At 72.4% G+C, this 21,048-nt stretch carries 21 protein-coding genes; 12 read left to right on the top strand and 9 right to left on the bottom strand.

What is annotated here, in order from left to right; genetic code table 11:
* Positions 1 to 7: 7 nt before the first annotated feature.
* Positions 8 to 1,234: a hypothetical protein gene (locus tag IEY30_RS11895; RefSeq protein ID WP_052358418.1), complete on the top strand. Its 1,227-nt coding sequence runs from the start codon at positions 8 to 10 to the stop codon at positions 1,232 to 1,234.
* Between the two features lie 332 nt (positions 1,235 to 1,566).
* Here the strand turns inward: IEY30_RS11895 and pdxH are convergent, their stop codons facing one another.
* Positions 1,567 to 2,283 carry a pyridoxamine 5'-phosphate oxidase gene (pdxH, locus tag IEY30_RS11890; protein ID WP_030196179.1) on the bottom strand — a complete coding sequence of 239 codons (717 nt, stop codon included), beginning with the start codon at positions 2,281 to 2,283 and terminating at the stop codon, positions 1,567 to 1,569.
* A gap of 110 nt (positions 2,284 to 2,393) precedes the next feature.
* Here pdxH and IEY30_RS11885 point away from each other — a divergent pair, with 110 nt between their 5' ends.
* Positions 2,394 to 2,798, top strand: a complete 405-nt coding sequence (locus IEY30_RS11885; RefSeq protein ID WP_030196171.1) for a hypothetical protein — start codon at positions 2,394 to 2,396, stop codon at positions 2,796 to 2,798.
* Positions 2,799 to 2,806: 8 nt separating this feature from the next.
* On the opposite strand, the gene IEY30_RS11880 is transcribed toward IEY30_RS11885, so the two are convergent.
* On the bottom strand, positions 2,807 to 3,433 hold the full coding sequence (locus IEY30_RS11880) for a pentapeptide repeat-containing protein (protein ID WP_030196168.1): 627 nt from the start codon (positions 3,431 to 3,433) through the stop codon (positions 2,807 to 2,809).
* A 93-nt stretch (positions 3,434 to 3,526) separates the two neighbouring features.
* On the opposite strand from IEY30_RS11880, the gene IEY30_RS11875 reads away from it, so the two are divergent.
* Positions 3,527 to 4,648 (top strand): citrate synthase 2, encoded by a 1,122-nt coding sequence (locus IEY30_RS11875; protein ID WP_030196165.1) that lies wholly within the window; start codon positions 3,527 to 3,529, stop codon positions 4,646 to 4,648.
* A gap of 136 nt (positions 4,649 to 4,784) precedes the next feature.
* Complete coding sequence (locus IEY30_RS22180) at positions 4,785 to 5,474, top strand: helix-turn-helix transcriptional regulator (protein WP_156035186.1); 690 nt, start codon at positions 4,785 to 4,787, stop codon at positions 5,472 to 5,474.
* A gap of 25 nt (positions 5,475 to 5,499) precedes the next feature.
* Here IEY30_RS22180 and IEY30_RS11865 read toward each other — a convergent pair whose 3' ends face one another.
* On the bottom strand, positions 5,500 to 5,781 hold the full coding sequence (locus tag IEY30_RS11865) for a hypothetical protein (protein ID WP_156035184.1): 282 nt from the start codon (positions 5,779 to 5,781) through the stop codon (positions 5,500 to 5,502).
* 304 nt (positions 5,782 to 6,085) lie between these two features.
* Here IEY30_RS11865 and serC point away from each other — a divergent pair, with 304 nt between their 5' ends.
* The 3 genes from serC to IEY30_RS11850 all read left to right on the top strand — a co-directional run bounded on the left by serC (position 6,086) and on the right by IEY30_RS11850 (position 10,655).
* On the top strand, positions 6,086 to 7,228 hold the full coding sequence (serC, locus tag IEY30_RS11860) for a phosphoserine transaminase (protein ID WP_188960132.1): 1,143 nt from the start codon (positions 6,086 to 6,088) through the stop codon (positions 7,226 to 7,228).
* Positions 7,229 to 7,379: 151 nt separating this feature from the next.
* Entirely contained in the window at positions 7,380 to 8,732 is a 1,353-nt protein-coding gene (locus IEY30_RS11855; RefSeq protein ID WP_052358416.1) for a lytic transglycosylase domain-containing protein, read from the top strand.
* Between the two features lie 198 nt (positions 8,733 to 8,930).
* Positions 8,931 to 10,655: a ribonuclease J gene (locus IEY30_RS11850; RefSeq protein ID WP_030196151.1), complete on the top strand. Its 1,725-nt coding sequence runs from the start codon at positions 8,931 to 8,933 to the stop codon at positions 10,653 to 10,655.
* Positions 10,656 to 10,826: 171 nt separating this feature from the next.
* Here IEY30_RS11850 and IEY30_RS11845 read toward each other — a convergent pair whose 3' ends face one another.
* Positions 10,827 to 12,113, bottom strand: coding sequence for an MFS transporter (locus IEY30_RS11845; RefSeq protein ID WP_043416479.1), 1,287 nt, complete (start codon positions 12,111 to 12,113; stop codon positions 10,827 to 10,829).
* On the bottom strand, positions 12,110 to 12,559 hold the full coding sequence (locus tag IEY30_RS11840) for a MarR family winged helix-turn-helix transcriptional regulator (protein WP_030196137.1): 450 nt from the start codon (positions 12,557 to 12,559) through the stop codon (positions 12,110 to 12,112). Before IEY30_RS11840 ends, IEY30_RS11845 begins: the two co-directional genes overlap by 4 nt.
* A gap of 151 nt (positions 12,560 to 12,710) precedes the next feature.
* On the opposite strand from IEY30_RS11840, the gene IEY30_RS11835 reads away from it, so the two are divergent.
* Positions 12,711 to 13,166 (top strand): hypothetical protein, encoded by a 456-nt coding sequence (locus tag IEY30_RS11835; protein WP_030196134.1) that lies wholly within the window; start codon positions 12,711 to 12,713, stop codon positions 13,164 to 13,166.
* A gap of 71 nt (positions 13,167 to 13,237) precedes the next feature.
* Here IEY30_RS11835 and IEY30_RS11830 read toward each other — a convergent pair whose 3' ends face one another.
* Entirely contained in the window at positions 13,238 to 14,740 is a 1,503-nt protein-coding gene (locus IEY30_RS11830) for an NCS2 family permease (RefSeq protein ID WP_030196131.1), read from the bottom strand.
* A gap of 58 nt (positions 14,741 to 14,798) precedes the next feature.
* Here IEY30_RS11830 and IEY30_RS11825 point away from each other — a divergent pair, with 58 nt between their 5' ends.
* On the top strand, positions 14,799 to 15,071 hold the full coding sequence (locus IEY30_RS11825) for a DUF2530 domain-containing protein (protein WP_052358415.1): 273 nt from the start codon (positions 14,799 to 14,801) through the stop codon (positions 15,069 to 15,071).
* 65 nt (positions 15,072 to 15,136) lie between these two features.
* Here IEY30_RS11825 and IEY30_RS11820 read toward each other — a convergent pair whose 3' ends face one another.
* Together IEY30_RS11820 and IEY30_RS11815 are read right to left on the bottom strand one after the other, a co-directional pair.
* Positions 15,137 to 16,072 carry a DUF3027 domain-containing protein gene (locus IEY30_RS11820; RefSeq protein ID WP_043416474.1) on the bottom strand — a complete coding sequence of 312 codons (936 nt, stop codon included), beginning with the start codon at positions 16,070 to 16,072 and terminating at the stop codon, positions 15,137 to 15,139.
* 4 nt (positions 16,073 to 16,076) lie between these two features.
* Positions 16,077 to 16,472 (bottom strand): cold-shock protein, encoded by a 396-nt coding sequence (locus IEY30_RS11815; protein ID WP_030196124.1) that lies wholly within the window; start codon positions 16,470 to 16,472, stop codon positions 16,077 to 16,079.
* Between the two features lie 202 nt (positions 16,473 to 16,674).
* On the opposite strand from IEY30_RS11815, the gene IEY30_RS11810 reads away from it, so the two are divergent.
* Complete coding sequence (locus tag IEY30_RS11810; protein WP_030196121.1) at positions 16,675 to 17,151, top strand: SRPBCC family protein; 477 nt, start codon at positions 16,675 to 16,677, stop codon at positions 17,149 to 17,151.
* 29 nt (positions 17,152 to 17,180) lie between these two features.
* Here IEY30_RS11810 and IEY30_RS11805 read toward each other — a convergent pair whose 3' ends face one another.
* Positions 17,181 to 18,122 carry an aldose 1-epimerase family protein gene (locus IEY30_RS11805; protein WP_052358414.1) on the bottom strand — a complete coding sequence of 314 codons (942 nt, stop codon included), beginning with the start codon at positions 18,120 to 18,122 and terminating at the stop codon, positions 17,181 to 17,183.
* A gap of 91 nt (positions 18,123 to 18,213) precedes the next feature.
* Between IEY30_RS11805 and IEY30_RS11800 the strand changes: the two genes are divergently transcribed.
* The gene (locus tag IEY30_RS11800) at positions 18,214 to 20,631 is read left to right on the top strand and encodes a helicase-associated domain-containing protein (RefSeq protein WP_030196113.1); all 2,418 of its coding nucleotides are present in this window, start codon (positions 18,214 to 18,216) and stop codon (positions 20,629 to 20,631) included.
* 6 nt (positions 20,632 to 20,637) lie between these two features.
* Positions 20,638 to 21,012 carry a DNA polymerase ligase N-terminal domain-containing protein gene (locus tag IEY30_RS11795; RefSeq protein WP_043416469.1) on the top strand — a complete coding sequence of 125 codons (375 nt, stop codon included), beginning with the start codon at positions 20,638 to 20,640 and terminating at the stop codon, positions 21,010 to 21,012.
* Positions 21,013 to 21,048: the final 36 nt, after the last annotated feature.

Below are 21,048 nucleotides of genomic sequence, written 5' to 3'. Positions count from 1 at the left end.
TGGGCGCGTGGCCGAAGCCGAGGAGTCGAGCGCCGCGAGTGCGGTGCCGCGCTCGCGCACCCTGACGCTGCTCGTGCTCGGCGCCGTGGCCGCCTCGCTCGCCGTCACGCTCCGCTCCCCCGTCGCGACGGCCGTGATCGGCCTCATCCTCTTCGGGGTGCTGCACAACCTCCTCGAGATCCGCTACGTCGTGGGGCGGTTCGGGGGCCTGCTGGCCCGTCCCTTCGTCGACCTCCTCGTCGTGCTCGTCACCGGGATCGTGGCCTTCCGTCTGCTCGCGCCCGTCATCGGTCGTCCCGCCCAGCTGGGCGAGATCGCCCTGGGCTACGCCGTGCTCGCAGCCGCGGCGCACCACGTGCTCGAGGGCCGCCGGCGGGTGGTCGCGTGGGCGCTGATCGGGGTGGCGGCAGCCGTGTCGCTGGCCTTCCCGGCCTACCACCTCGTCGTGCTGGTCCACCTGCACCACGTGGTGCCGCTCTTCTTCCTCTGGGAGTGGTCGCGGCGCATCACCTCGCAACGCGGACGCCGGGCCTTCCGAGCCGTGCAGCTGCTCTGGGTCGTGGTGGTCCCGGCCGTCATCCTCACGGGTCTGTTCGACGGGTCGCTGAGCGCCGACCCGGGCATCGTGCGCAGCGTCGTCGGTGACGGCCACGCGGTCCTTGCCTCGGGCGCGCTGCCGGGAACGGCCGCGACCGTCATCGGGGTGCGGCTGCTCACGGTCCTCGCCTTCATGCAGACGATGCACTACGTGGTCTGGGTGGCGCTCATGCCACGCATCGCCCCGGACGCGTCCGCGGCCTTCGAGGCGCGGGTGCCGTGGGTGACCGGCCCGCGGCTATGGGCCGTCGGCTTCGTCGCCGCCGCCCTCTTCGCCGTGCTCTTCGGCGTCGACTACGCCCGGGCCACGACGTTGTATGCCGCCCTCTCCAGCTACGCGGCCTACCTCGAGCTCCCGGTGCTGCTGGCCATGCTCGTCGGGGCGGGTCGTCTCTACGGGTCGACGAGCGCTGCCGCCGGGTCGCAGCCCGAGGACGCGGAGTCCCGGGACGTGGCGGAGCCGCCGGCCTCGACCGCGGACGCGACGTCCGAGCCGTCGGAGCCGTCCGTCGCGACGCTGCCCTACTGGCCGCCGGCCGCGCCGCCCCTGCCGCCGACCGGTGGTGGCTCGGGCCCGGTCGGCCTGCGCCCCAGCGCGCCGGCGGCGGTCGCGCCGGACCCCGAGCCCGGCGTCTGACGGTCCGCGGGCAGCCCTCGATAAAGCTCTTGCCGCCCTCGCGGACCCGACCTAAGGTCGAGACATCGAAACCGAAGGGAGGTGATCCGAGAAGTGATTTCTTCCGGAGCGTGTGAGGTGGCCACGCGATAGCCGCGTCCCCATCCATACCCATGGATGAAGCAGGGCAGTCCGACTCGTCGGGCTGCCCTGTTCCATGTCCAGCCCCTCCCCTCCCCACCTCTTCGACCGAACGCAGCGTTCGATGCCGAACTCAGTGTTCGAACAGTGAGTTCGCGACCGAACGCTGCGTTCGGTGCGGGAGGTCGGTGGGCGGCGGGACGTCGGTGGGGTCAGGGCTGGAGGCGCAGCCTCGTCCACGAGGCCGCGTCGGCGAGGTCGCCGTCGCCCGTGCGACGGAAGACGATCCGGTCGTGCAGCCGGTTGCGCCGCCCCGCCCAGAACTCCACCTCGTCGCACACGATGCGCCACCCGCCCCAGAAGTCCGGCACCGGCACGTCGTGGTCGCTGCCCGTGTCGGGGAAGCGCTCCAGGACCTCCTGCCACTTGCGTTCGAGCTGGTGCCGGTCCTCCGCCGGACGCGACTGGTCCGACGCCCACGCCGACAGCCTCGAGCCGTAGGGGCGCGAGTCGAAGTAGGCCTCGACCTCGTCGCGCCCGACGAGCTCCGCACTCCCCCGGAAGCGGATCGCGCGGTAGAGCGAGGGCCACGTCAGGGCCGCCGCGACGCGCGGGTTGGCCTTGAGGTGCTCGCTCTTGGCCGAGTCGAGGTTGGTGACGAAGCCGGGTCCGCGCTCGTCGAGGAAGCGCATCAGGACGGTGCGCACGTCGGGCGTGCCCGTCGCGTCGACGGTGGCGACCGAGATGGCGGTCGGCTCGGGCACGTCGTCGCGCTCCTCGGCTGCCGCCACGGCGTCGTCGACCCACGCCCGGGCCTGGAGGTACGGCGAGGCCGCGACATCGGACTCGACGAGGCCGTCGCCGGAGTAGTCGACACGGCGGACGGCTGCCAGGCCCTGCGGGGCCGCATCGCGCGGTGAGCTGTTCATGACCCCACACTAGGGTTGACCCGAGAAGGTCCGCGCGGACGTCAGGCCACGGCGCGCGCGGCCCCGACGACAGCCCCGGGCCGCCCCGGGGCGCTGTGAGGAGTGACCACATGGCAGGCAAGGGCAAGCTCGTCACCCAGGGCGTCAAGCTCGGCATCAAGTACGGCCCCCAGATCTGGGTGGCCACGCAGGCGCTGCGCGAGCCGGCCAAGGAGGCCGCCAACAAGGCCATCTCGAGCGAGCGCGCCCGGCGCCAGGCCATGGCACACGCCAAGTCGCTCGCCGACGGCAGCATCCTCAAGGTCTACAAGGGCGACGTCGCCCACTGGGTCGTCTTCAGCAGCGACGAGGCCGTCGGCGTGCACCCCCACACCGACATGCTGCTCTCGGACCTCGTCGAGCGCGCCGACCTCACCAAGCGCATCCGGCCCGACGACAAGGTCAAGGCCACCGACCGCGCCAAGGACGCCGCGACCGCGGCCCTGCGCCGGGCCAAGCCCAACCAGATCAACTGAGCTCCGGCTCAGTCGGCGACGAGGATCCCGAGCTCGGCCGCGAGGGCGTCGGCGAGGTCGATGACCTGCGTGCGGCTCAGCGTCGCGCCCCTGAGCCCGGCCAGCCCCACCGGCGAACGCAGCGTCGCACCGGAGAGGTCGAGGCCGGCATACGTCCCGCGACCGAAGGTCGGCGCCACGAGCGTGCACCCTTCGAAGGTCAGTCCGTCGACCTTCGCCTCCTGCAGGTCCAGCTCGCCGACGACGCAGTCGACGAAGGCGACGTCCTTGAGGCGCGCCCCGCGCAGGTTGAGGAAGTCGACCTTGCCGCCGCGCACCGTGACGTCGCGCCACGTCGACCCCCACGCCGAGACGGCCGCGAGCCGGCAGCCCTCGATCGTCGTCTCGACGAGGGTCGACTCGGTCAGGACGACGCCCACACCACCGACGCGCTCCCACTCGCACTCCGACCACCGCGAGCCCTCGAGGTGCGCCTCGTCGAGCGTGCTGCCGACGAGCGAGCACTCGAGGAAGCTGTGGCCCTCCGCGTGCGCCCCCGTGAAGTCGGTCCCCTCGAAGCGGACGGCGTCGTGGTGCTGGTCTCGGGTGGTGAACACGGCATCACGAAAGACGGTCTGGTCGGCGGCTGACGGCATACGGTGAGTCTGTCAGCCGCGACCGACGCCCGAGCGTCCGCGGCTGCCGGCCTCCACACCGCGGTGGTACCGCCTGCACAGCAAGGATCGTCCATGGCAGACAGCACGCCCGACCCCGACTTCAAGCCAGGCCTCGAGGGCGTCATCGCCTTCGAGTCGACCATCGCCGAGCCGGACAAGGAGGGTGGCGCGCTGCGCTACCGCGGCGTCGACATCAACGACCTCGTCGGCCACGTCGACTTCGCCCACGTCTGGGGCCTGCTCGTCGACAACGAGTTCGACCCCGGCCTGCCGCCCGCAGAGCCGTATCCGCTGCCCGTGCACACCGGGGACGTACGCGTCGACGTCCAGTCCGCGCTCGCCATGCTCGCGCCGGTGTGGGGTTTCAAGCCGACGCTCGACATCGACGCCGACGAGGTGCGCGACAACCTCGCCCGTGCCGCCGTCATGGCGCTGTCGTTCGTCGGCCAGTCCGCCCGCGGGCTCGACAAGCCGATGGTCCCGCAGAGCGAGGTCGACAAGGCCCGCACCATCACCGAGCGCTTCATGATCCGCTGGCGCGGCGAGCCCGACCCCAAGCACGTCGAGGCCGTCGACGCCTACTGGGTCTCCGCGGCCGAGCACGGCATGAACGCCTCGACCTTCACCGCGCGCGTCATCACCTCGACCGGCGCCGACGTCGCCGCCGCGCTCTCGGGCGCCGTCGGCGCGATGTCCGGACCGCTGCACGGCGGCGCGCCCTCGCGCGTGCTGCACATGCTCGACGGCGTCGAGCAGCAGGGCGACGCGACGGCCTACGTCAAGGGCGTGCTCGACAAGGGCGAGCGGCTCATGGGCTTCGGGCACCGCGTCTACCGCGCCGAGGACCCGCGCGCCCGCGTGCTCCGCTCGGCCTGCGAGCGCCTCGGCGCGCCGCGCTACGAGGCCGCCGCCGCCCTCGAGAAGGCAGCCCTGGACGAGCTGCACGCCCGCCGTCCCGACCGGGTCCTCGCGACCAACGTCGAGTTCTGGGCGGCCGTCATCCTCGACTTCGCCGAGGTGCCGCCGTCGATGTTCACGCCGATGTTCACCTGCGCCCGCACGGCCGGGTGGTCGGCCCACATCCTCGAGCAGAAGCAGACCGGCCGGCTCATCCGACCGTCGTCGCGCTACATCGGGGAGGGGCCGCGCAAGCCCGAGGACGTCGCCGGCTGGACCCCGGAGATCTCGCACTGAGCCCCTCCCGCCGAGCCACCTGACGGACCACCGCGCGGACCTCCGGCAATCACGGACGCGGCGGGTCTGCCGCTCGTACGCTTGATCGGAGGCCGTGCGGCCGACGAGCCGGTGCGGCAGACCCGAGGTGGCCGCCATGACCGACTCATGCGTGCACGAGGACGACGTCATCCGCCTGCTCGAGATCCTCGACCACGCCCACGTCTGGGAGCCGGACGACATCTTCTACACCTCGGTGCTCGCGGAGCTGGCCGAGCTCATGCCGGCCGACGAGGTCGCCTTCCAGGTCACCGCGTGGCTGCGGCTCTCGGGCGTAGTGCTGCAGGTCGCGGGCGGGCGGCGCACGGTCATGGTCCTGACCGGCGCCGACCCGGACGACCTGGTCCTGTGTCGGGCCTGCGCCGGACTCTCCGAGCAGTTCGGCTCCCACGGAGTCACCGCGCACACCGAGGTCAGCCGGGGTCGGCGCACCTCCGGGGTCCTCGGCTTCCTCGCGCCGGTCGGGGAACTGGACCGCCGGGTGCTGCTCCACCGCCACAGCGGTCCGGCCTTCTCCACCCGGGAGGTCGACCTGCTGCGGCTCGCGCGTCCCCACCTCGCGGAGCTGCACCTGCGTCGCCGCGCGGAGCTGCACGGGCTGTCCTCGCTCACTCCCCGGCAGTGGGAGATCCTCCACCTCGTCGCCATGGGCGCGACCAACCTCCAGATAGCGCACCGCCTGCTCATCTCCGAGGGGACGGTGCGCAAGCACCTGGAGCACGCCTACGCGCGGCTCGGCGTCGTGAGCCGCACCGAGGCGGTGGCCACCCTGCTCGGACAGCTCTGAAGGACCGCCCGTCGCGACAGGACGGTCAGGGGTGGCGCGGGCGACCGTGCCCGGGAATCGCCAGGGTCACCGTCGCCGCCAGCACGAGGACCCCCGCGAACACCCAGTCCCCCACGCCGTCGTCGCCCAGGACCGGGACGGCGACCGCGGGCGGTGGCAGCGGCGGCCAGATGCCGGATCGCCCGACCGGCTCGGGCATCGGCTCGGAGGCGAGGGCCGCCGTGGCGCCGACCATGACACCGACGGCCACCCCCGTGGCAGCCAGCGTCACAGCCGTCAGGAACCGGGCCGCGTTGCGCAGGACCATCTGTCCGTCCCCCTTCGAACGTGCCGGACCGTCGCCCACCGCGACCCGGCACCTCCCAGCGTCCTCGCGGTGCCGGCGCCCCCGGAATACGCCCTTCCGCGTACGCCGCGCAGACGCCTCCCGGGTGCCGAACCGATGACCGGATCGGTGCCTGGGTCGGTGCCGCACGGATGTCCACACATCGATCACCGGTGTCCAAGGGGTGGGCAGCTGGGGTTCAATGGCGGCGATGACAACGGTGTCATCCGTCGTCAACACGTCTGCCACCTGCCCCGTCACGTGGCCGCACTCCCGAGGTGGATCCGTGACCGAAGCGCCAGCCGCGACCCCGCCCATCACCATCCCGGCCGAGCTCCTGCCCGCCGACGGACGGTTCGGCTCCGGACCCTCGAAGGTCCGCCCCGAGCAGGTGGACTACCTCGCCTCGCTCGGACGCACGGTGCTCGGCACCTCCCACCGCCAGGCGCCGGTCAAGCAGCTCGTCGGCGATGTCCGCGAGGGTCTGCGCGACCTCTTCTCGCTGCCCGCCGGCTACGAGATCATCCTCGGCAACGGCGGCTCGACCGCGTTCTGGGACATCGCCGCCTTCGGCCTCGTCCGCGACCGCGCCCAGCACCTCGCCTTCGGCGAGTTCTCGAGCAAGTTCGGCAACGTCACGGCCGCGGCGCCCTTCCTCGGCGACCCGACGATCGTCAAGGCCGACCCCGGCACCCTCGCGACGCCCCACGCCGAGGCCGGCGTCGACGTCTACGCCTGGCCGCACAACGAGACCTCGACCGGCGTCATGGCCCCGGTCCAGCGGGTCGAGGGGGCCGACGACGACGCGCTCGTCCTCATCGACGCGACGTCCGGAGCGGGCGGCCTGCCGGTCGACATCACGCAGACCGACGTCTACTACTTCGCGCCGCAGAAGTGCTTCGCGTCCGACGGTGGCCTGTGGCTCGCCGCCTTCTCCCCCGCGGCGCTCGCCCGGGTCGAGCAGATCGCCGCCTCGGGCCGCTGGGTCCCCGACTTCTTCAGCCTGCCGACCGCGATCGACAACTCGCTGAAGAACCAGACGTACAACACCCCGGCGCTGTCGACCATCGCCCTGCTGAAGAGCCAGCTCGACTGGATGAACGGCAACGGCGGCCTCGAGTTCACGACCGGCCGCACCAAGGACTCCTCGACGCGTCTCTACACCTGGGCCGAGCAGACCAGCTGGACGACGCCCTACGTCGCCGACCCGGCCGCTCGCTCGCAGGTCGTCGGCACCATCGACCTCGACGACTCCATCGACGCCGCGGCAGTCGCGAGCACGCTGCGCGCCAACGGCATCGTCGACGTCGAGCCCTACCGCAAGCTCGGCCGCAACCAGCTGCGGGTCGCGATGTTCCCGGCGGTCGACCCCGAGGACGTCACGAAGCTGACGCAGGCGATCGAGCACGTGGTGTCCGCGCTGGGCTGAGTTCCCTGGCACCCTCGAGGGGGCCGGATCCCGTATGCCGGGTGCCGGCCCTCTCGCACAACCCGTCGTCCCGCGTGCGTGACCTTCGGGTCGGTGGCTCGTTGAACCGACAGACCGCCAAGGAAGGCGGCTGACGCATCGAGGAGTCACCATGGTCCGCATCGTCCGCGCAGGCACCACGGCGCGCCGGGTCGCTGCAGCCGTGCCGGTCATCGCCCTGGCCACGGCCGGCATCGCCTTCGCCGCCACGCGCAGCACCGACACCGTGAGGCCCACCTCGGCCATCACCGTGCCCGACCAGGCGATCGCCGAGGGCAGCCCGCTCTACCCGCAGGCCGGTCCCGCGCCCGCGCCGATGCAGCTGCCCCCGATCTACCAGACCTTCACCAAGGACTACGCCCGCGTCGACGTCCCGTCCGAGGCGCGGGGTGCGATCTCGGCCATCGAGTCGCTCGCCCCGGTCCGCCTGGACGCGAACGGCATACCTTCTCTCGCCCTCGCCGCCTACCAGCGCGCGGCCGGCGTGCTCGACGGCATCAAGCCGGGCTGCGGCGTGGACTGGGCGCTGCTCGGCGCCATCGGCCGCGTCGAGAGCAACCACGCGCGCTTCGGCGGCAACGTCCTCGACGCGAGGGGCATCGCCCGCCCCGGCATCATCGGCATCCCGCTCGACGGCTCGCGCGGCACCTCGAGGATCACCGACACCGACGGCGGCGCCCTGGACCGCGACGCCGTCTACGACCGCGCCGTGGGTCCGATGCAGTTCATCCCCACCTCGTGGAAGCTGGCCGGCCGCGACGGGGACGGCGACGGGGTCGCCAACCCGCAGAGCCTCACCGACGCCGTCACCGGCGCGGGCGTGCTGCTCTGCTCGGGTGGCACCGACCTGCGCGCGCCGGGCGCGGCCTACAAGGCCGTGCTGCGCTACAACCACTCCGACTCCTACGTCCGCACGGTCCTGTCGATCGCCGACGCCTACCGCCGCGGCGTGACCGTGGTGCCGATGAGCGCGCTTCCCGCCGCCCGCCCGGCCGCCGGCAGCGGCTCGGCGACGCCCGACGGCTCCGGGTTCGCGTATGCCGGGTCGCCGGCTCCCCGTTCGACGGCTTCGCCGAGCGCGCGCCCCACACCGAGCTCCTCGGCGAAGCCGTCACCCTCGGCCGGCACGCCCAAGCCCTCGAGCTCGCCCAAGCCGTCCTCATCGCCCAAGCCGGCGCCCGCGCCGAAGCCGGGCAAGGGCTCCCCCGGGCTGCCGGTGCCCGTGCCGTCGGTCCCTGGGGTGCCGCTCCCCTCGGTCACCCTGCCGCTCCCGTCGGTGACCAAGCTGCCCGTCCCGACCCTGCCGGCCGAGATCGTGCGACTGCTCGCGCTGCCACACCTGCCGCTGCTGTCGGGCGACCCGAAGGACCTCGTGCGGGTGCTCGACCCGCTCAAGGCCAAGGTCGTCTGCGTCCTCGTCGACAAGGTCGTGACCTGCCCCACCGGCGGCGGCCTGCTCGGCTGACCGGGGGCCCGCCCGCCGCCGGCCTCGGGCCGGGCTCGAGCCGGCCCGGTTGCGTGAGCGCGTGGGTCGGCCGGGAGCCCGGCACGGTCTGACGTGAAATGCTCTCCCCATGTCGACCCACTCGCTCACCCCCGCCACCCGACGGGCCCCCGCACCCTCAGGCCAGCACGCCGCCAGCTCCCGTCCCGGAACGGGCCTGTGAGCTCCGGCGGCGGTCGCGGGCGGCAGTCCCGTGGCCGGGGACGTGGCCCCCGGCGTTCCCAGGAGCTCCCCGCGCTCGCACGCGACGGCCTGCGGATCGTCCCGCTGGGTGGCCTCGGGGAGATCGGCCGCAACATGACGGTCTTCGAGCACGCCGGACGGCTGCTCGTCGTCGACTGCGGCGTGCTCTTCCCCGAGGAGCACCAGCCGGGCGTCGACGTGATCCTGCCCGACTTCTCCTGGATCCGTGACCGTCTCGACAAGGTCGACGCGATCGTGCTGACGCACGGGCACGAGGACCACATCGGCGGTGTGCCCTACCTGCTCCGGGAGCGGCCGGACATCCCGGTCGTCGGCTCGCGCCTGACGCTCGCCTTCCTCGAGGCGAAGCTCAAGGAGCACCGCATCACGCCCGTCACCGTGCAGGTGAAGGAGGACGAGCGACGCAGCTTCGGGCCCTTCGACTGCGAGTTCGTCGCCGTCAACCACTCGATCCCCGACGGGCTCGCCGTCGCGATCCGCACCGCCGCCGGCCTCGTGCTGCACACCGGCGACTTCAAGATGGACCAGTTCCCCCTCGACGGCCGGGTCACCGACCTTCGCGCCTTCGCCCGTCTCGGCGAGGAGGGCGTCGACCTCTTCCTCGTCGACTCGACCAACGCGGAGGTCCCGGGCTTCACCGTGTCGGAGGGCGAACTGTCCCCCGCCATCGAGGCCGTCTTCCGGACGACGCCCGGCCGGGTCATCGTGTCGAGCTTCGCCAGCCACGTGCACCGCATCCAGCAGGTGCTCGACGCGGCCCGTGACCACGGCAGGAAGGTGGCCTTCGTCGGGCGGTCCATGGTGCGCAACATGGGCATCGCGGCCGAGCTCGGCTACCTCGACATCCCCAAGGGCCTGGTCGTCGACCTCAAGCAGCTCGAACGCCTGCCCGCCAACCAGATCGCCCTGATCTGCACGGGGTCGCAGGGCGAGCCCCTCGCCGCGCTGTCACGGATGGCCAACCGCGACCACCCCATCCGCATCACCGAGGGCGACACCGTGCTGCTCGCCAGCTCCCTCATCCCCGGCAACGAGAACGCCATCTACCGGGTGATCAACGAGCTGACCCGGTGGGGCGCCAACGTCGTGCACAAGGGCAACGCCAAGGTGCACGTCTCGGGCCACGCCAGCGCCGGCGAGCTGGCCTACTGCTACAACATCGTGCAGCCCTCCAACGTCCTGCCGGTCCACGGCGAGTGGCGCCACCTGCGGGCCAACGCCGACATCGCCATCCGCACCGGGGTCGACGCCAAGCAGGCCCTCATCGGGCACGACGGCGCCGTCGTCGACCTCGTCGACGGACGGGCGAGCATCACCGGCACCGTGCCGGCCGGGCTCGTCTACGTCGACGCGATGACCGTCGGCGGAGCGACCGAGGAGTCCCTCCACGTGCGACGCACCCTCGCCGAGGAGGGGGTCATCACCATCGTCTGCATCGTCGACCCCGAGACCGGCAAGCTCACCGAGGAGCCCGACTACCTCGCCCACGGGTTCGAGCACGAGCCGGGCGACTTCGCCAAGGCCACGCCCGCCATCCAGAAGGCGCTGACCACGGCGACCAAGGAGGGCATCGAGGACATCGAGCAGGTCGAGGAGCTCGTGCGCCGCGCCATGTCGACGTGGGTCCACCGCCAGGCACGCCGCAGCCCGCTCATCATCCCCGTCATCGTTGACGCCTGACCGTCCCTGACGCTGCAGCCTCGGGGCACGAGCCCCGTGACGACCAGCGCCGCCTGCCGACGTCGGCAGGCGGCGCTGGGCCGTTTCAGCGGTTGACGAGGGCCGCCACCACGGCGATCACGATGAAGAGCAGGAGCGCCGCGACCGTGATGCGGTGACGGAACTTGAAGTTCACTTCATGACCTCGGGGGCGGTGGGCACCGCCGAGGCGAGCTGGATGCGAAGGCGCGGGCGGCGCTGCGTCTGGAAGGTCACCGCGACATTCTGCCGACGTGCGACCCAGAGAGCCACCGCGACCAGGCTGAGACCGACGGCGACGGTGCCGATGGCGATGGTCCAGCGCGGACCCCACACGTCGCCGATCCAGCCGATCACGGGCGCACCGACGGGGGTGCCGCCCATGAAGATGGCCATGTAGAGCGCCATGACGCGTCCCCGCATGACGGGGTCGACGCTGACCTGGACCATGGCGTTGGCCGTGGTCAGCGCGGTCAGGGCAGCCAGGCCCGTGGGCACGAGGTAGATCGCGAACATGACGTAGTTCGGCGCCGTCGAGAGCAGGGCCGTCGACACGGTGAAGCCGACGAGGGCGACGAGCAGCACGCGCAGGCGCGGACGGGCCCGCCGGGCCGACAGCAGGGCCGCGGTGAGCGACCCGACGGCCATGATCGAGCCGAGCAGGCCGTACTCCCCCGGCCCCTTGTCGAAGACCTTGGTCGCCATGAGCGCCATCGTGAGCTGGAAGTTCATGCCGAAGGTCCCCAGCACGAAGACGAGCGCCATGATGAGGATGAGGTCGGGCCGTCCCTTGACGTAGCGCAGGCCCTCGCGGATCTGTCCCTTGCCGCGGGCGCGGGGCGAGGGGGTGAGCAGCCGCGTGTTCATCCGCAGCAGCGCCACGAGGACGAAGACGAACGTCGCCGCGTTGACGTAGAGCGCCGGTGCGATGCCGAACCAGGCGATGACGAGGCCGGCGACGGCGGGACCGACGAGGCGGCCGAGGTTGAACGACGCGCTGTTGAGCGCGACGGCGTTCGGCAGGTGCTCGGTGTCGACCATCTCGGACACGAACGTCTGGCGAGCCGGGTTGTCGACGGCCGTCGCGACGCCCTGCAGGAACGCGAGGGCGTAGACGTGCCAGAGCTCCACGACGCCGGCGGCGGTGAGGACCGCGAGCAGCAGCGCCGTCACGAGCAGGGCCGTCTGGGTGAGGAAGAGGATGCGGCGCTTGGGGAAGCGGTCGACGAGCATCCCCGCGAACGGCGCGAGGATGAGGAACGGCAGGAACTGCAGGCCCGTGACGATGCCGAGCGCCGTCGAGGAGTGGTCGGTCAGCACGGTGAGCACGAGCCAGTCCTGGGCGACCCGGCCCATCCAGGTGCCGACGTTGGAGACGATCGCGCCCGAGGCGTAGATGCGGTAGTTGGGGATGGAGAGCGAGTGGAAGGTGGGGCTCACTTGGAGGCCACCTTCCCCAGCACGGCGGCGGCCCGCTGGAGCAGCTCCCGCTCCTCGTCCGTCAGCGTCTCGAACCGCTCGAGCATCCACTCGTCGCGGTGGCGCCGGATGCGGCGCAGCGCCTTGCCGCCCTCCGGGGTCAGCGACAGGATCACCTGTCGGCCGTCGGTGGGGTCGTCGGCCCGAGACACGTAGCCCCGCTCGACGAGCATGTTCGTCGTGCGCTTCATGCTCGGAGCCGAGACGCGCTCGATGTCGGCCAGCTCGCTGTTGGTGCGTGCGATGCCCTCGAGGCGGCACAGCACCGAGAACTGGTGCGGCGGCAGCTCACTGTCGGACTCGAAGCGGACCCGGCGCGAGATGCGCATGCAGGCCAGTCGGATGTCGTTGGAGAGCGAGACGAGCTCGGCCCGGGAGAGGTGAGCGGTGGGGTTCTTTGCAGTCAAGAGCGGATCCTCGGAAGTACAGTCGGCAGATGTTTAGCCTAACTCATTACCTCGGCTAACCATTCCCGACCTTGGACAGACCCGGACGGATGGATCGATCCGGGGCCGCCGCGTGTCCTACGGTCTGAGCACCGACACAGGGGGAACGCCGATGACCCACAGCACCTCACTGGCCCTGCACCACTTCAGCGTTGTCGCCGTCGCCGTGGCGGCCGTCTGCCTCTCCGGGTGCGCGGCTGCCCCGGACGGCGCGCCGGGCACGACGGTCTCGGGCGTCTCCTGCCCCACCGCCGGCCCTTTCCGAGCGTCCGAGCTCGACCGGCTCTCGGTGTGCGACCTGCCGCCCGGCGCGGAGATCTCGATCGACCTCTGGCCCGGCGGCGCTCCCGCCACCGGGACCGGGATCGGCGCACCACCCGCCGACGAGATACCCGCCGGATCGGTGCAGAACGTCGGCGAGTGCGCCGGCTCGGCCGAGGGCGTGCCCGTCACGGTGTGCACGTTCGCGGCGCCCGTCGGCACGGCCGGCTTCGCCGGCGAGGCCGACGCGCGCGTGTGGTTCGGCAGCCCCGAGGGCGTCGCCCGGGTCCGGAGCACGATGGGCTGAGAGAGCCGTGAGGCCCCCTTCCCGGCGGGAAGGAGGCCTCACGGTCGTCGTGCGTCGTGCGTCGACGGCGCTCAGGAGAGCATCGACTCCAGCGGCGCCTTGACGAAGTAGATGACGAAGAAGGCGGCGACCACCCACATGAGCGGGTGCAGCTCGCGCGTCTTGCCGCGGGCCATCTTGACGAGCACCCAGGCGATGAAGCCCGCACCGATGCCGACGGTGATGTTGTAGGTGAAGGGCATGAGCACGATCGTGAGGAACGCCGGGAGGGCGATCTCCATGTCGTCCCACTCGATGTTCTTGACCTGGGTCATCATGAGGAAGCCGACGATGACGAGCGCCGGGGCCGCGGCCTCCGACGGCACGACCGCGAAGAGCGGGGCGAGGAACGTCGCGAGCAGGAACAGCACGCCGGTCACGACGGACGCGAGCCCCGTGCGAGCGCCCTCCTCGACGCCGGACGCCGACTCGATGTAGGACGTGTTGCTGCTGACGCCACCGGCACCACCGGCGATGGCCGCCACCGAGTCGACGACGAGGATGCGGTCGGTGTGGGGCGGGTTGCCGTCCTCGTCGAGCAGCTTGGCCTCGGTGCCGATCGCCACGACGGTGCCCATCGTGTCGAAGAAGTCGGCGAGCAGCAGCGAGAAGACGAACATCACGGCCGTGACGATGCCGATCTTCTGGAACGACCCGAGCAGGCTGAACTGGCCGAGGATGCCGAGGTCGGGGGTGTTGGTGATCGAGTCCGGCAGCTTGGGCACGGTGAGGGCCCACGCGGACGGGTTGGTCAGGGCGCCCTTGTCGTCGAAGACGCGCGGACCGATCTTGAAGATGGCCTCGAGGGCCATCGCGAGCACGGTCGCGGCGACGATGCCGATGAGGATCGCGCCCTTGACCTTGCGGATGAGCAGGACGGCGATGAGGAAGACGCCGACGACGAAGACGAGGGTCGGCCAGCCGTCGAGGCTGCCCCCGATGCCGAGCTCGCTCGGGACCGAGCCGGGCGAGGTCGGACGGCGCGCGAAGCCGGCGTCGATGACGCCGATGTAAGCGATGAACAGGCCGATGCCGACCGAGATCGCGACCTTGAGCGGGCCGGGGATGGCCCGGAAGACGGCCTTGCGGAAGCCGGTCAGCACGAGGACGAGGATGATGACGCCCTCGATCACGACGAGGCCCATGAGGTCGGCGAAGGTGATCTTCTCGGCCGAGTGGGTCAGCACCATGCCCGTGATGAGGCCGTTGATGCCGAGGCCCGCGGCGAGCGCGATCGGGAAGTTCGCGACGAGCCCCATGAGGATCGACATGACGCCCGCGACGACCGCCGTGCCCACCGCGACGAGCAGCTTGCTGCGCACGAGGTCGGTGGTGCCGCCGATCATCGTGCCCGAGCCGTCGACGACGCCCGAGAGGATGATGGGGTTGAGGACCACGATGTAGACCATCGTGAAGAAGGTGACGATGCCGCCTCGGACCTCACGGGCGACGGTGGACCCGCGCTCGGTGATCTTGAAGAAGCCGTCGAGCCCAGACCGGGTCGGTGTGGGGGTGGTGCGCGTATCCGTCGACATGGCGCACACCTTAGTGGCGGCGCGTTTCGCGCGTGTGACGAGACCCTAGGCTGTCAGCGTGAGCGACGAGACCAGGCCCGACGTGCAGGCCGGCGGGACCGAGCCGGCGACGCCCGAGCAGATCGAGCCGCTGCACGTGCCGATGCTGCGGATCATCGAGGTCGGCCTCGCCGTGTGGCTGCTCGCCCTCGTCGTCACGCTCGTCGTGCCCGCCCTGCACCAGGGCGATCGTGACTGGTGGCCGTGGACGTGCGTGGCCGGTCTCGTGCTCGGCGGGATCGGCTGGGCCTACGTCCGTCGCGGTCGCGGCAACGCCCGCGACGCCGCCTGACCCACCCCCCCGGACAGCACGAACCACCCGGGTGTGCCGGGTGGTTCGTCGCGCTGGACCTTCCGTCAGTCGGTGACGGGGTCGTCCGAGCCGTGCTGCTCCTCGGCGGGCTGGTCCTCCGCGGGCGTCTCGCCCGGAGACGCGTCCTGGGCTTCGTCCGTGGCCCCGTCCGTGGTGTCGTCCGTGGTGTCGTCGGACGCCATGTCCGTCGTGGCGGTCGGCGACTCGTCCTGGTCCCGCTGCGCGGGACGCTCGGCGGGCTCGACGTCGACGGCGAACTCGTCGACGATCGGCTCGCCGACCGGCATCGGCTCGGGGTGGTCCATGTCGGTCTCGGAGTGCGCGCCGCAGCCATGGTCGAGCGTGACGACGCGACCGTCGGACGGGCTCCACTCGTTGGCGCAGACCCCGAAGGTCACGCGCAGCGCACCGGCCATGGGCAGGAAGTAGCCGCAAGTCGAGCAGTGCTCGGTGGCCTTGGCGGCCACCTCGGAGGTCGGGCCGTTGTCGCCGGAGTACCACCGGGTCGCGGCGGCCTCACGGCCCTCCGCCGAGAGCACCCGGGGACGGCCGAGACCGAGCTCGAAGAAGGCCATCTGGTCGACCTCCTCCTCGCCCGTCGCCTCGAAGCCCGCCTCGAGGTTGGGGTCGTCGGGGCGGAACGGCAGCACGTCGCCGGCGCCGAGGTCGCCGGGAGCGAGCCGGTCGGCATACGGCAGCCACTCGGGGGCCAGGACGGCGTCGGGGCCGGGGAGCAGGTTGGTCTCGCAGACCGTGGCGACCTTGGCGCGCGGCACCCGGGCGACGCTGACGCCCCACCGCCACCCGCGATAGCCCGGCGACGTGCACTCGAACCAGTGCATGCCGAGGCGCTCCTCGAGCAGGTCCATGCCGAGGTGGGCGCCGATGGTTCCCGGCTCGGCGACCTCCTCGAGGACGCTGCGGGCGAGGTCGGACGCGGCGAGCAGCACGGCGTCCGTCTTGGGGGCGGTGACGGTCATCAGCTCACTTCTCCAGCTCGTCCGCGAGGCCGCGCAGGGCGCGGGCGACGTTGGAGGCGAGCTTGCGGTCGGGGCGGCGTCCGGCGCGGTAGCCCTCGCCGACACCGTCGAGCAGCTGCACGACGTCCTCAATGATGACGACGAGCTCCTCGGGGGTGCGGCGGGTCTGCGCGGACTTGTTGGCGGCGACGGACTGGACCGGGTCGAGGAGCTTGACCGACAGCGCCTGGGCGCCCTTGCGCCCCTCGACGATGCCGAACTCCACGCGCACGCCCTTCTTCAGGGTCGTGACCCCCTCCGGGAGCGCGTTCGCGTGCAGGAAGACGTCCGCGCCGGAGTCCTCGGAGATGAATCCGAAGCCCTTGTCCGCGTCGTAGAACCTGACCTTGCCAGTCGGCACAGTCCACCTCGTTCAGATCTCGGTCGGCCGTCCGACGGCACGACTCGATGGCGCTCCTTGCGCTCTGCTCCAGCCTAACGGCTCGGAGCAAACCGAATTCGCCGCCGCGCACGTTCGCGCCGCCCCGCCTCCCCGCCTCCCCGCCCGGCGCAAGCCCCCGTCGGAAGCCCCCGGCCGCGCACGAGCCGCCCTACGCTGGACCATGCCCTCGTCCCTGCACCTCGAGTCCTCGCGCGCCGTGCCCGTCGAGGTCGGCGCCGCCTTCGACCGGCTGATCGCCCACCCGCTCACCGACCTCATGTCGCGGCGTTACGGCCTGCTCCCGCCGATCCGCGAGGTGCGCGACCAGTCCGGTCCCTGGGGCACGGTCGGGCAGACCCGGACGATCGTGACCTCGGACGGCGGCACGATGCGCGAGCGGCTGACCGAGGTCGTGCGCCCGGAGCGCTTCGACTACGTCCTGACCGACTTCACGGGCGCCTTCAAGCCGCTCGTCTCGCACGTGGACGGCCGCTGGGCCTTCGCCCCCGTGGGGACGGGCGTGCTCATCACGTGGAGCTGGACGCTGCACCCGACGAGCGCGTATGCCGCCCGCGTCCTGCCGCTCGTCGGCCGGATGTGGCGGGGCTATGCGCGTCAGGCGCTCGAGCACACGTCGGACGTGCTGCTCGGCCGCTGATCCCTCCGGCGTCGCTGCACCTCCGCTGCTCAGGCCGGGGAGATGCCCCAGACGCCGGACCACTCCTCGCCCGGCGCGAGCACGACGAGGGCGTCGCCAGAGTTGAAGGCGTCGGCAGGGCAGCTCATCGGCTCGACGGCGATGCCGACCTCACCCTTGCGGTCCTCGGCGATGGCGGTGAAGACCTGCAGCCACGGGAAGGACGCGTCGGCCCAGAGGGTCGTCGCGCGGTCGGCCACCGACACGGTGCAGCGCCACATGCCGTCCTCGTCGCGCAGGACGTCGGTGTAGGCGGTGTCGAGGCGCGCGCCGTCGACGGCGTGGGCGGTGCGGAAGTCGTAGTCACCGCCGTCGACCGGGTGGGTCGCGGCCGGCAGCAGCCGCTCGTCGACCTCGACCCATGTCTCGGCCGGGATGCGCAGCCGCACGTCGGCGAGCTGCGTGTCGCCGATGGCGAGGTAGGGATGCGCACCGTAGCCGAAGGGCGCGGCGGACGGTCCGACGTTGCGGGCCGCGGTCGTCACGACGAGCCCGGAGTCGTCGAGCAGGTAGGTGGTGCGCAGGTCGAGGAAGTGGTCCCAGCCGGGCTGCGGGTGCAGGCGGTAGCCCACGGTCACGCGGTCGTCCTCGAGCTCGACGAGCTCCCAGAGCGCCCAGCGGACCAGGCCGTGGCTGGCGTTGCCCCGCGGGACCTCGGTGACCGACAGCTGGTGCTCGGCGCCGTCGAAGGTGTAGCGGCCGTCGCGGATCCGGTTGGGCCAGGGCATGAGCTGCTGCCCGCGACCCGACGCGCAGGCCTCGTCGGCGGCGTAGCCCGCGACGAGGTCGACGCCGTCGCGGGTCAGGGTCCGCAGTCCTCCGCCGACCTCGACGACGGTGGCCTCGAACGGGCCGTGGCCGATGGTCCACTGCTCCCCGGTCGGGTGCGCCGGCACGGGCTCGGCGGGTGACACGGGTGAGAGCGCGCTCATGGGGGCAACGCTAGCGGGCAGCACGCGAGCCCGAGGCCACCCCACGGCATACGGACGCGGAACGGCCGGCGACGGGCAGTAGGTTGGGAGGATGGCCACCCCGAGCCGGAGCCTCGCCGACGACATCCGCGGTCGCAGCGACGCAGAGCTCATCGACCTCGTGCTCGCGCGCCCGGATCTCGCGCGCCCGGCTCCGGCAGACCTCACCGGTCTCGCGGCCCGCGCCGGCACCCGCGCCAGCGTCCAGCGCGCCGTCGAGGCGCTCGACCGCGGCCATCTCCAGGTGCTCGAGGCCGTCGTCGTCGCCGGCGACGCGGCCGACCGCAGCGACCTGCTGCGCCTGCTCGGCACCGACGACCGAGCGACGGTCGAGACGATCGTGCAGGACCTCTGGCGCTCGGCCCTGCTCTGGAAGGGCGCCGACGGCTACCACGTCGTGCGCACGGTGCCCGAGGTGCTCGGCACGTCGGTCGCCGGGCTCGGCGCCCCGATGCGCGAGCTGCGTCCGTCGGCACCGCCCGAGCAGGCCGACCCCGAGCTCATCCGCGCCACCGTGGCGCAGGCTCCCGACGACTCGCGGGCCATGCTCGAGCGCATGACGTGGGGGCCGGCGTTCGGCGTGCTGCCCGCCGCGCAGCCCGGGCGCACGACCGCGCGCTGGCTGCTCGAGCACCACCTCCTCGTGCCGGTGTCGACCGACCGTGTGGCGATGCCCCGCGAGGTGGGTCTCGTGCTGCGCGACGGGCGCCTGCACCGGTCCGTCGAGCTGACGCCGCCCGCGATCGAGGCGCGCTCGGTCTCCCTCGTCGACGCGGCCGCGGGCGGCGCCGCGAGCGAGTGCCTGACCCACGTCGACGAGCTCGCCGCCACCTGGGGGGCCGAGCCGCCCCGCGTGCTGCGCGCCGGCGGCCTGTCGGTCCGCGACCTGCGCATCACGCAGATGGCGCTCGACCTCGAGCCCGAGCACACCGCCTTCGTCGTCGAGCTGGCGTATGCCGCGGGCCTCGTCGCCGACGACGGCGAGGTCGTGCCCGTGTGGGCTCCCACGTCGGAGATCGACGAGTGGAGCTCGAGCGAGGCCGGGCACCGGTGGGCCGCCCTGGCCCTGGCCTGGTTCGCCTCGACCCGCGCGCCGCACCTCGTCGGGCGACGCAGCACCGGCACCGGCCCGGCCAACGCGCTCGGTCCCGACGTGCAGTGGCCCGCGATCCGTGCGATCCGGCGCGAGGTGCTGCGCGAGCTCGCCTCGCTCGAGCCGGGATCGGCGCCCGACCACGCCTCGCTGCGCGAACGCCTCGCGTGGCGGCGGCCCAACCGGTCCGCCGCCGTGCTCGACGAGGCCGTCGAGGCCGTGCTGCGCGAGGCGGAGTGGCTCGGCGTCACCGGCCGCGGCGCCCTGTCCGACGCCGGTCGCCAGCTCGTCGCCCCCCTCGTCCCCAGCGTCCCCCCGGTTCGAGGTGATGGCGACAGCAAGGCGGGTGGCGCGACCACCTCGAACGGCAAGCGCGCCGGGCGCGGTCGAGGTGATGGCGACAACGGCGCCGGTGCCACGATCACCTCGAACGAGCCGGGGGCGCCGACAGGTGAGGCAGTCGCCGAGAGCGTGGCGGCCGCGATGTCGGCCCACCTGCCCTCACCGGTCGACCACATCCTCGTCCAGGCCGACCTGACCGCCGTCGCCCCGGGGCCCCTCGTCGGTGGCCTCGGCTCCTTCATGCGCCTCGCGGCCGACGTCGAGTCCCGCGGCGGCGCCACGGTCTACCGGTTCACCCCCGAGTCGGTGCGCCGCGCGCTCGACGCCGGCTGGACCGCCGCCGACTTCACCGAGACGGTGCGCCGGTCGAGCCGCACGCCCGTGCCGCAGCCGCTCGAGTACCTCGTGACCGACGTCGCCCGCAAGCACGGCCAGACCCGCATCGGCGGGGCCGCCGCCTACATCCGCTCCGACGACGAGGCCGTGCTCGACACGATGCTCGCCTCGCGCGACCTCGCCCCCCTGCGCCTGCGACGGCTCGCGCCGACCGTCCTCGTGTCGTCGGCCGACCCACGCGTACTCGTGGAACTGCTGCGCGACAACGGTTTTGCGCCCGTGCACGAGGGGCAGGACGGCACGGTCGTGCACGCCGAGACCCCGCGCCGACGGGCCGGCTCACGCCGCCGGGGTCCGGGGCCCAACGTCTCGCCCGTCGACCGGCCCTACACCCAGTCACTCGTCGACGGGCTCCGCGCCGCCGAGGCCACCGCCGACCAGCGGCGCACCGAGGACGAGACTCGGGCGGGGCCTCGCATCCAGGCGATGGACCCCGTCGTGACGCTGTCGCTGCTGCGCGACGCCGTCGCCGACCGGCACGGCGTGTGGATCGGCTACTCCGACGGCCACGGCGCGACGAGCCGCCACCTCATCCACCCCCAGAAGGTCGAGGGCGGGCGCGTGCGCGCCACCGACGAGTCCGGCCACGAGAAGTCCTTCTCGGTGCACCGCATCACCGGCGCGACGCTCGAGGGCTGAGCGGCCTTGGCAGGCAAGGGATCCCGCCAAGGCCATCGGCCGGCATACGTGCTCCACGACCACCGGAAACCGCGGCCGCACTTCGACCTCCGGCTCGAGGAGGACGGCGTGCTGCGCTCGTGGGCGGTGCCCAAGGGGCTGCCGACGTCGAGCCGTCACGACCGGCTCGCGGTCGCGGTCGACGACCACGCGATGGACCATCTCGGCTACACCGACGAGCACAAGTCGGTCGCCAACACCGGCTGGTGGGAGGAGGAGTCGCGTGACGACCACCGCATCGTCTTCGTGCTCCACGGCCGGAGTGAGCCGCGGCGCTACGCGCTGATCCGCACCGACCGCGACTGGCTGCTCCACCTCACCAAGGACCAGCCTCCGGCCTGACGCGGGCCACTCGGCCGGACCGACACGAGGAGACGC

Origin of the sequence: Terrabacter tumescens, from assembly GCF_014646815.1 — a bacterium.
GTDB lineage: Bacteria > Actinomycetota > Actinomycetes > Actinomycetales > Dermatophilaceae > Terrabacter > Terrabacter tumescens.
Note: the sequence above shows the minus strand (reverse complement) of the source record. Positions and strands in the feature narration are given on the sequence as shown.

Excerpts from the sequence above, each read along its gene's own strand:
- pdxH (WP_030196179.1), bottom strand. The coding sequence starts at position 2,283 with ATGAACAGCTCACCGCGCGATGCGGCCCCGCAGGGCCTGGCAGCCGTC.
- IEY30_RS11885 (WP_030196171.1), top strand. The coding sequence starts at position 2,394 with ATGGCAGGCAAGGGCAAGCTCGTCACCCAGGGCGTCAAGCTCGGCATC.
- IEY30_RS11880 (WP_030196168.1), bottom strand. The coding sequence starts at position 3,433 with ATGCCGTCAGCCGCCGACCAGACCGTCTTTCGTGATGCCGTGTTCACC.
- IEY30_RS11875 (WP_030196165.1), top strand. The coding sequence starts at position 3,527 with ATGGCAGACAGCACGCCCGACCCCGACTTCAAGCCAGGCCTCGAGGGC.
- IEY30_RS22180 (WP_156035186.1), top strand. The coding sequence starts at position 4,785 with ATGACCGACTCATGCGTGCACGAGGACGACGTCATCCGCCTGCTCGAG.
- IEY30_RS11865 (WP_156035184.1), bottom strand. The coding sequence starts at position 5,781 with ATGGTCCTGCGCAACGCGGCCCGGTTCCTGACGGCTGTGACGCTGGCT.
- IEY30_RS11855 (WP_052358416.1), top strand. The coding sequence starts at position 7,380 with ATGGTCCGCATCGTCCGCGCAGGCACCACGGCGCGCCGGGTCGCTGCA.
- IEY30_RS11835 (WP_030196134.1), top strand. The coding sequence starts at position 12,711 with ATGACCCACAGCACCTCACTGGCCCTGCACCACTTCAGCGTTGTCGCC.
- IEY30_RS11830 (WP_030196131.1), bottom strand. The coding sequence starts at position 14,740 with ATGTCGACGGATACGCGCACCACCCCCACACCGACCCGGTCTGGGCTC.
- IEY30_RS11820 (WP_043416474.1), bottom strand. The coding sequence starts at position 16,072 with ATGACCGTCACCGCCCCCAAGACGGACGCCGTGCTGCTCGCCGCGTCC.
- IEY30_RS11810 (WP_030196121.1), top strand. The coding sequence starts at position 16,675 with ATGCCCTCGTCCCTGCACCTCGAGTCCTCGCGCGCCGTGCCCGTCGAG.
- IEY30_RS11805 (WP_052358414.1), bottom strand. The coding sequence starts at position 18,122 with ATGAGCGCGCTCTCACCCGTGTCACCCGCCGAGCCCGTGCCGGCGCAC.
- IEY30_RS11800 (WP_030196113.1), top strand. The coding sequence starts at position 18,214 with ATGGCCACCCCGAGCCGGAGCCTCGCCGACGACATCCGCGGTCGCAGC.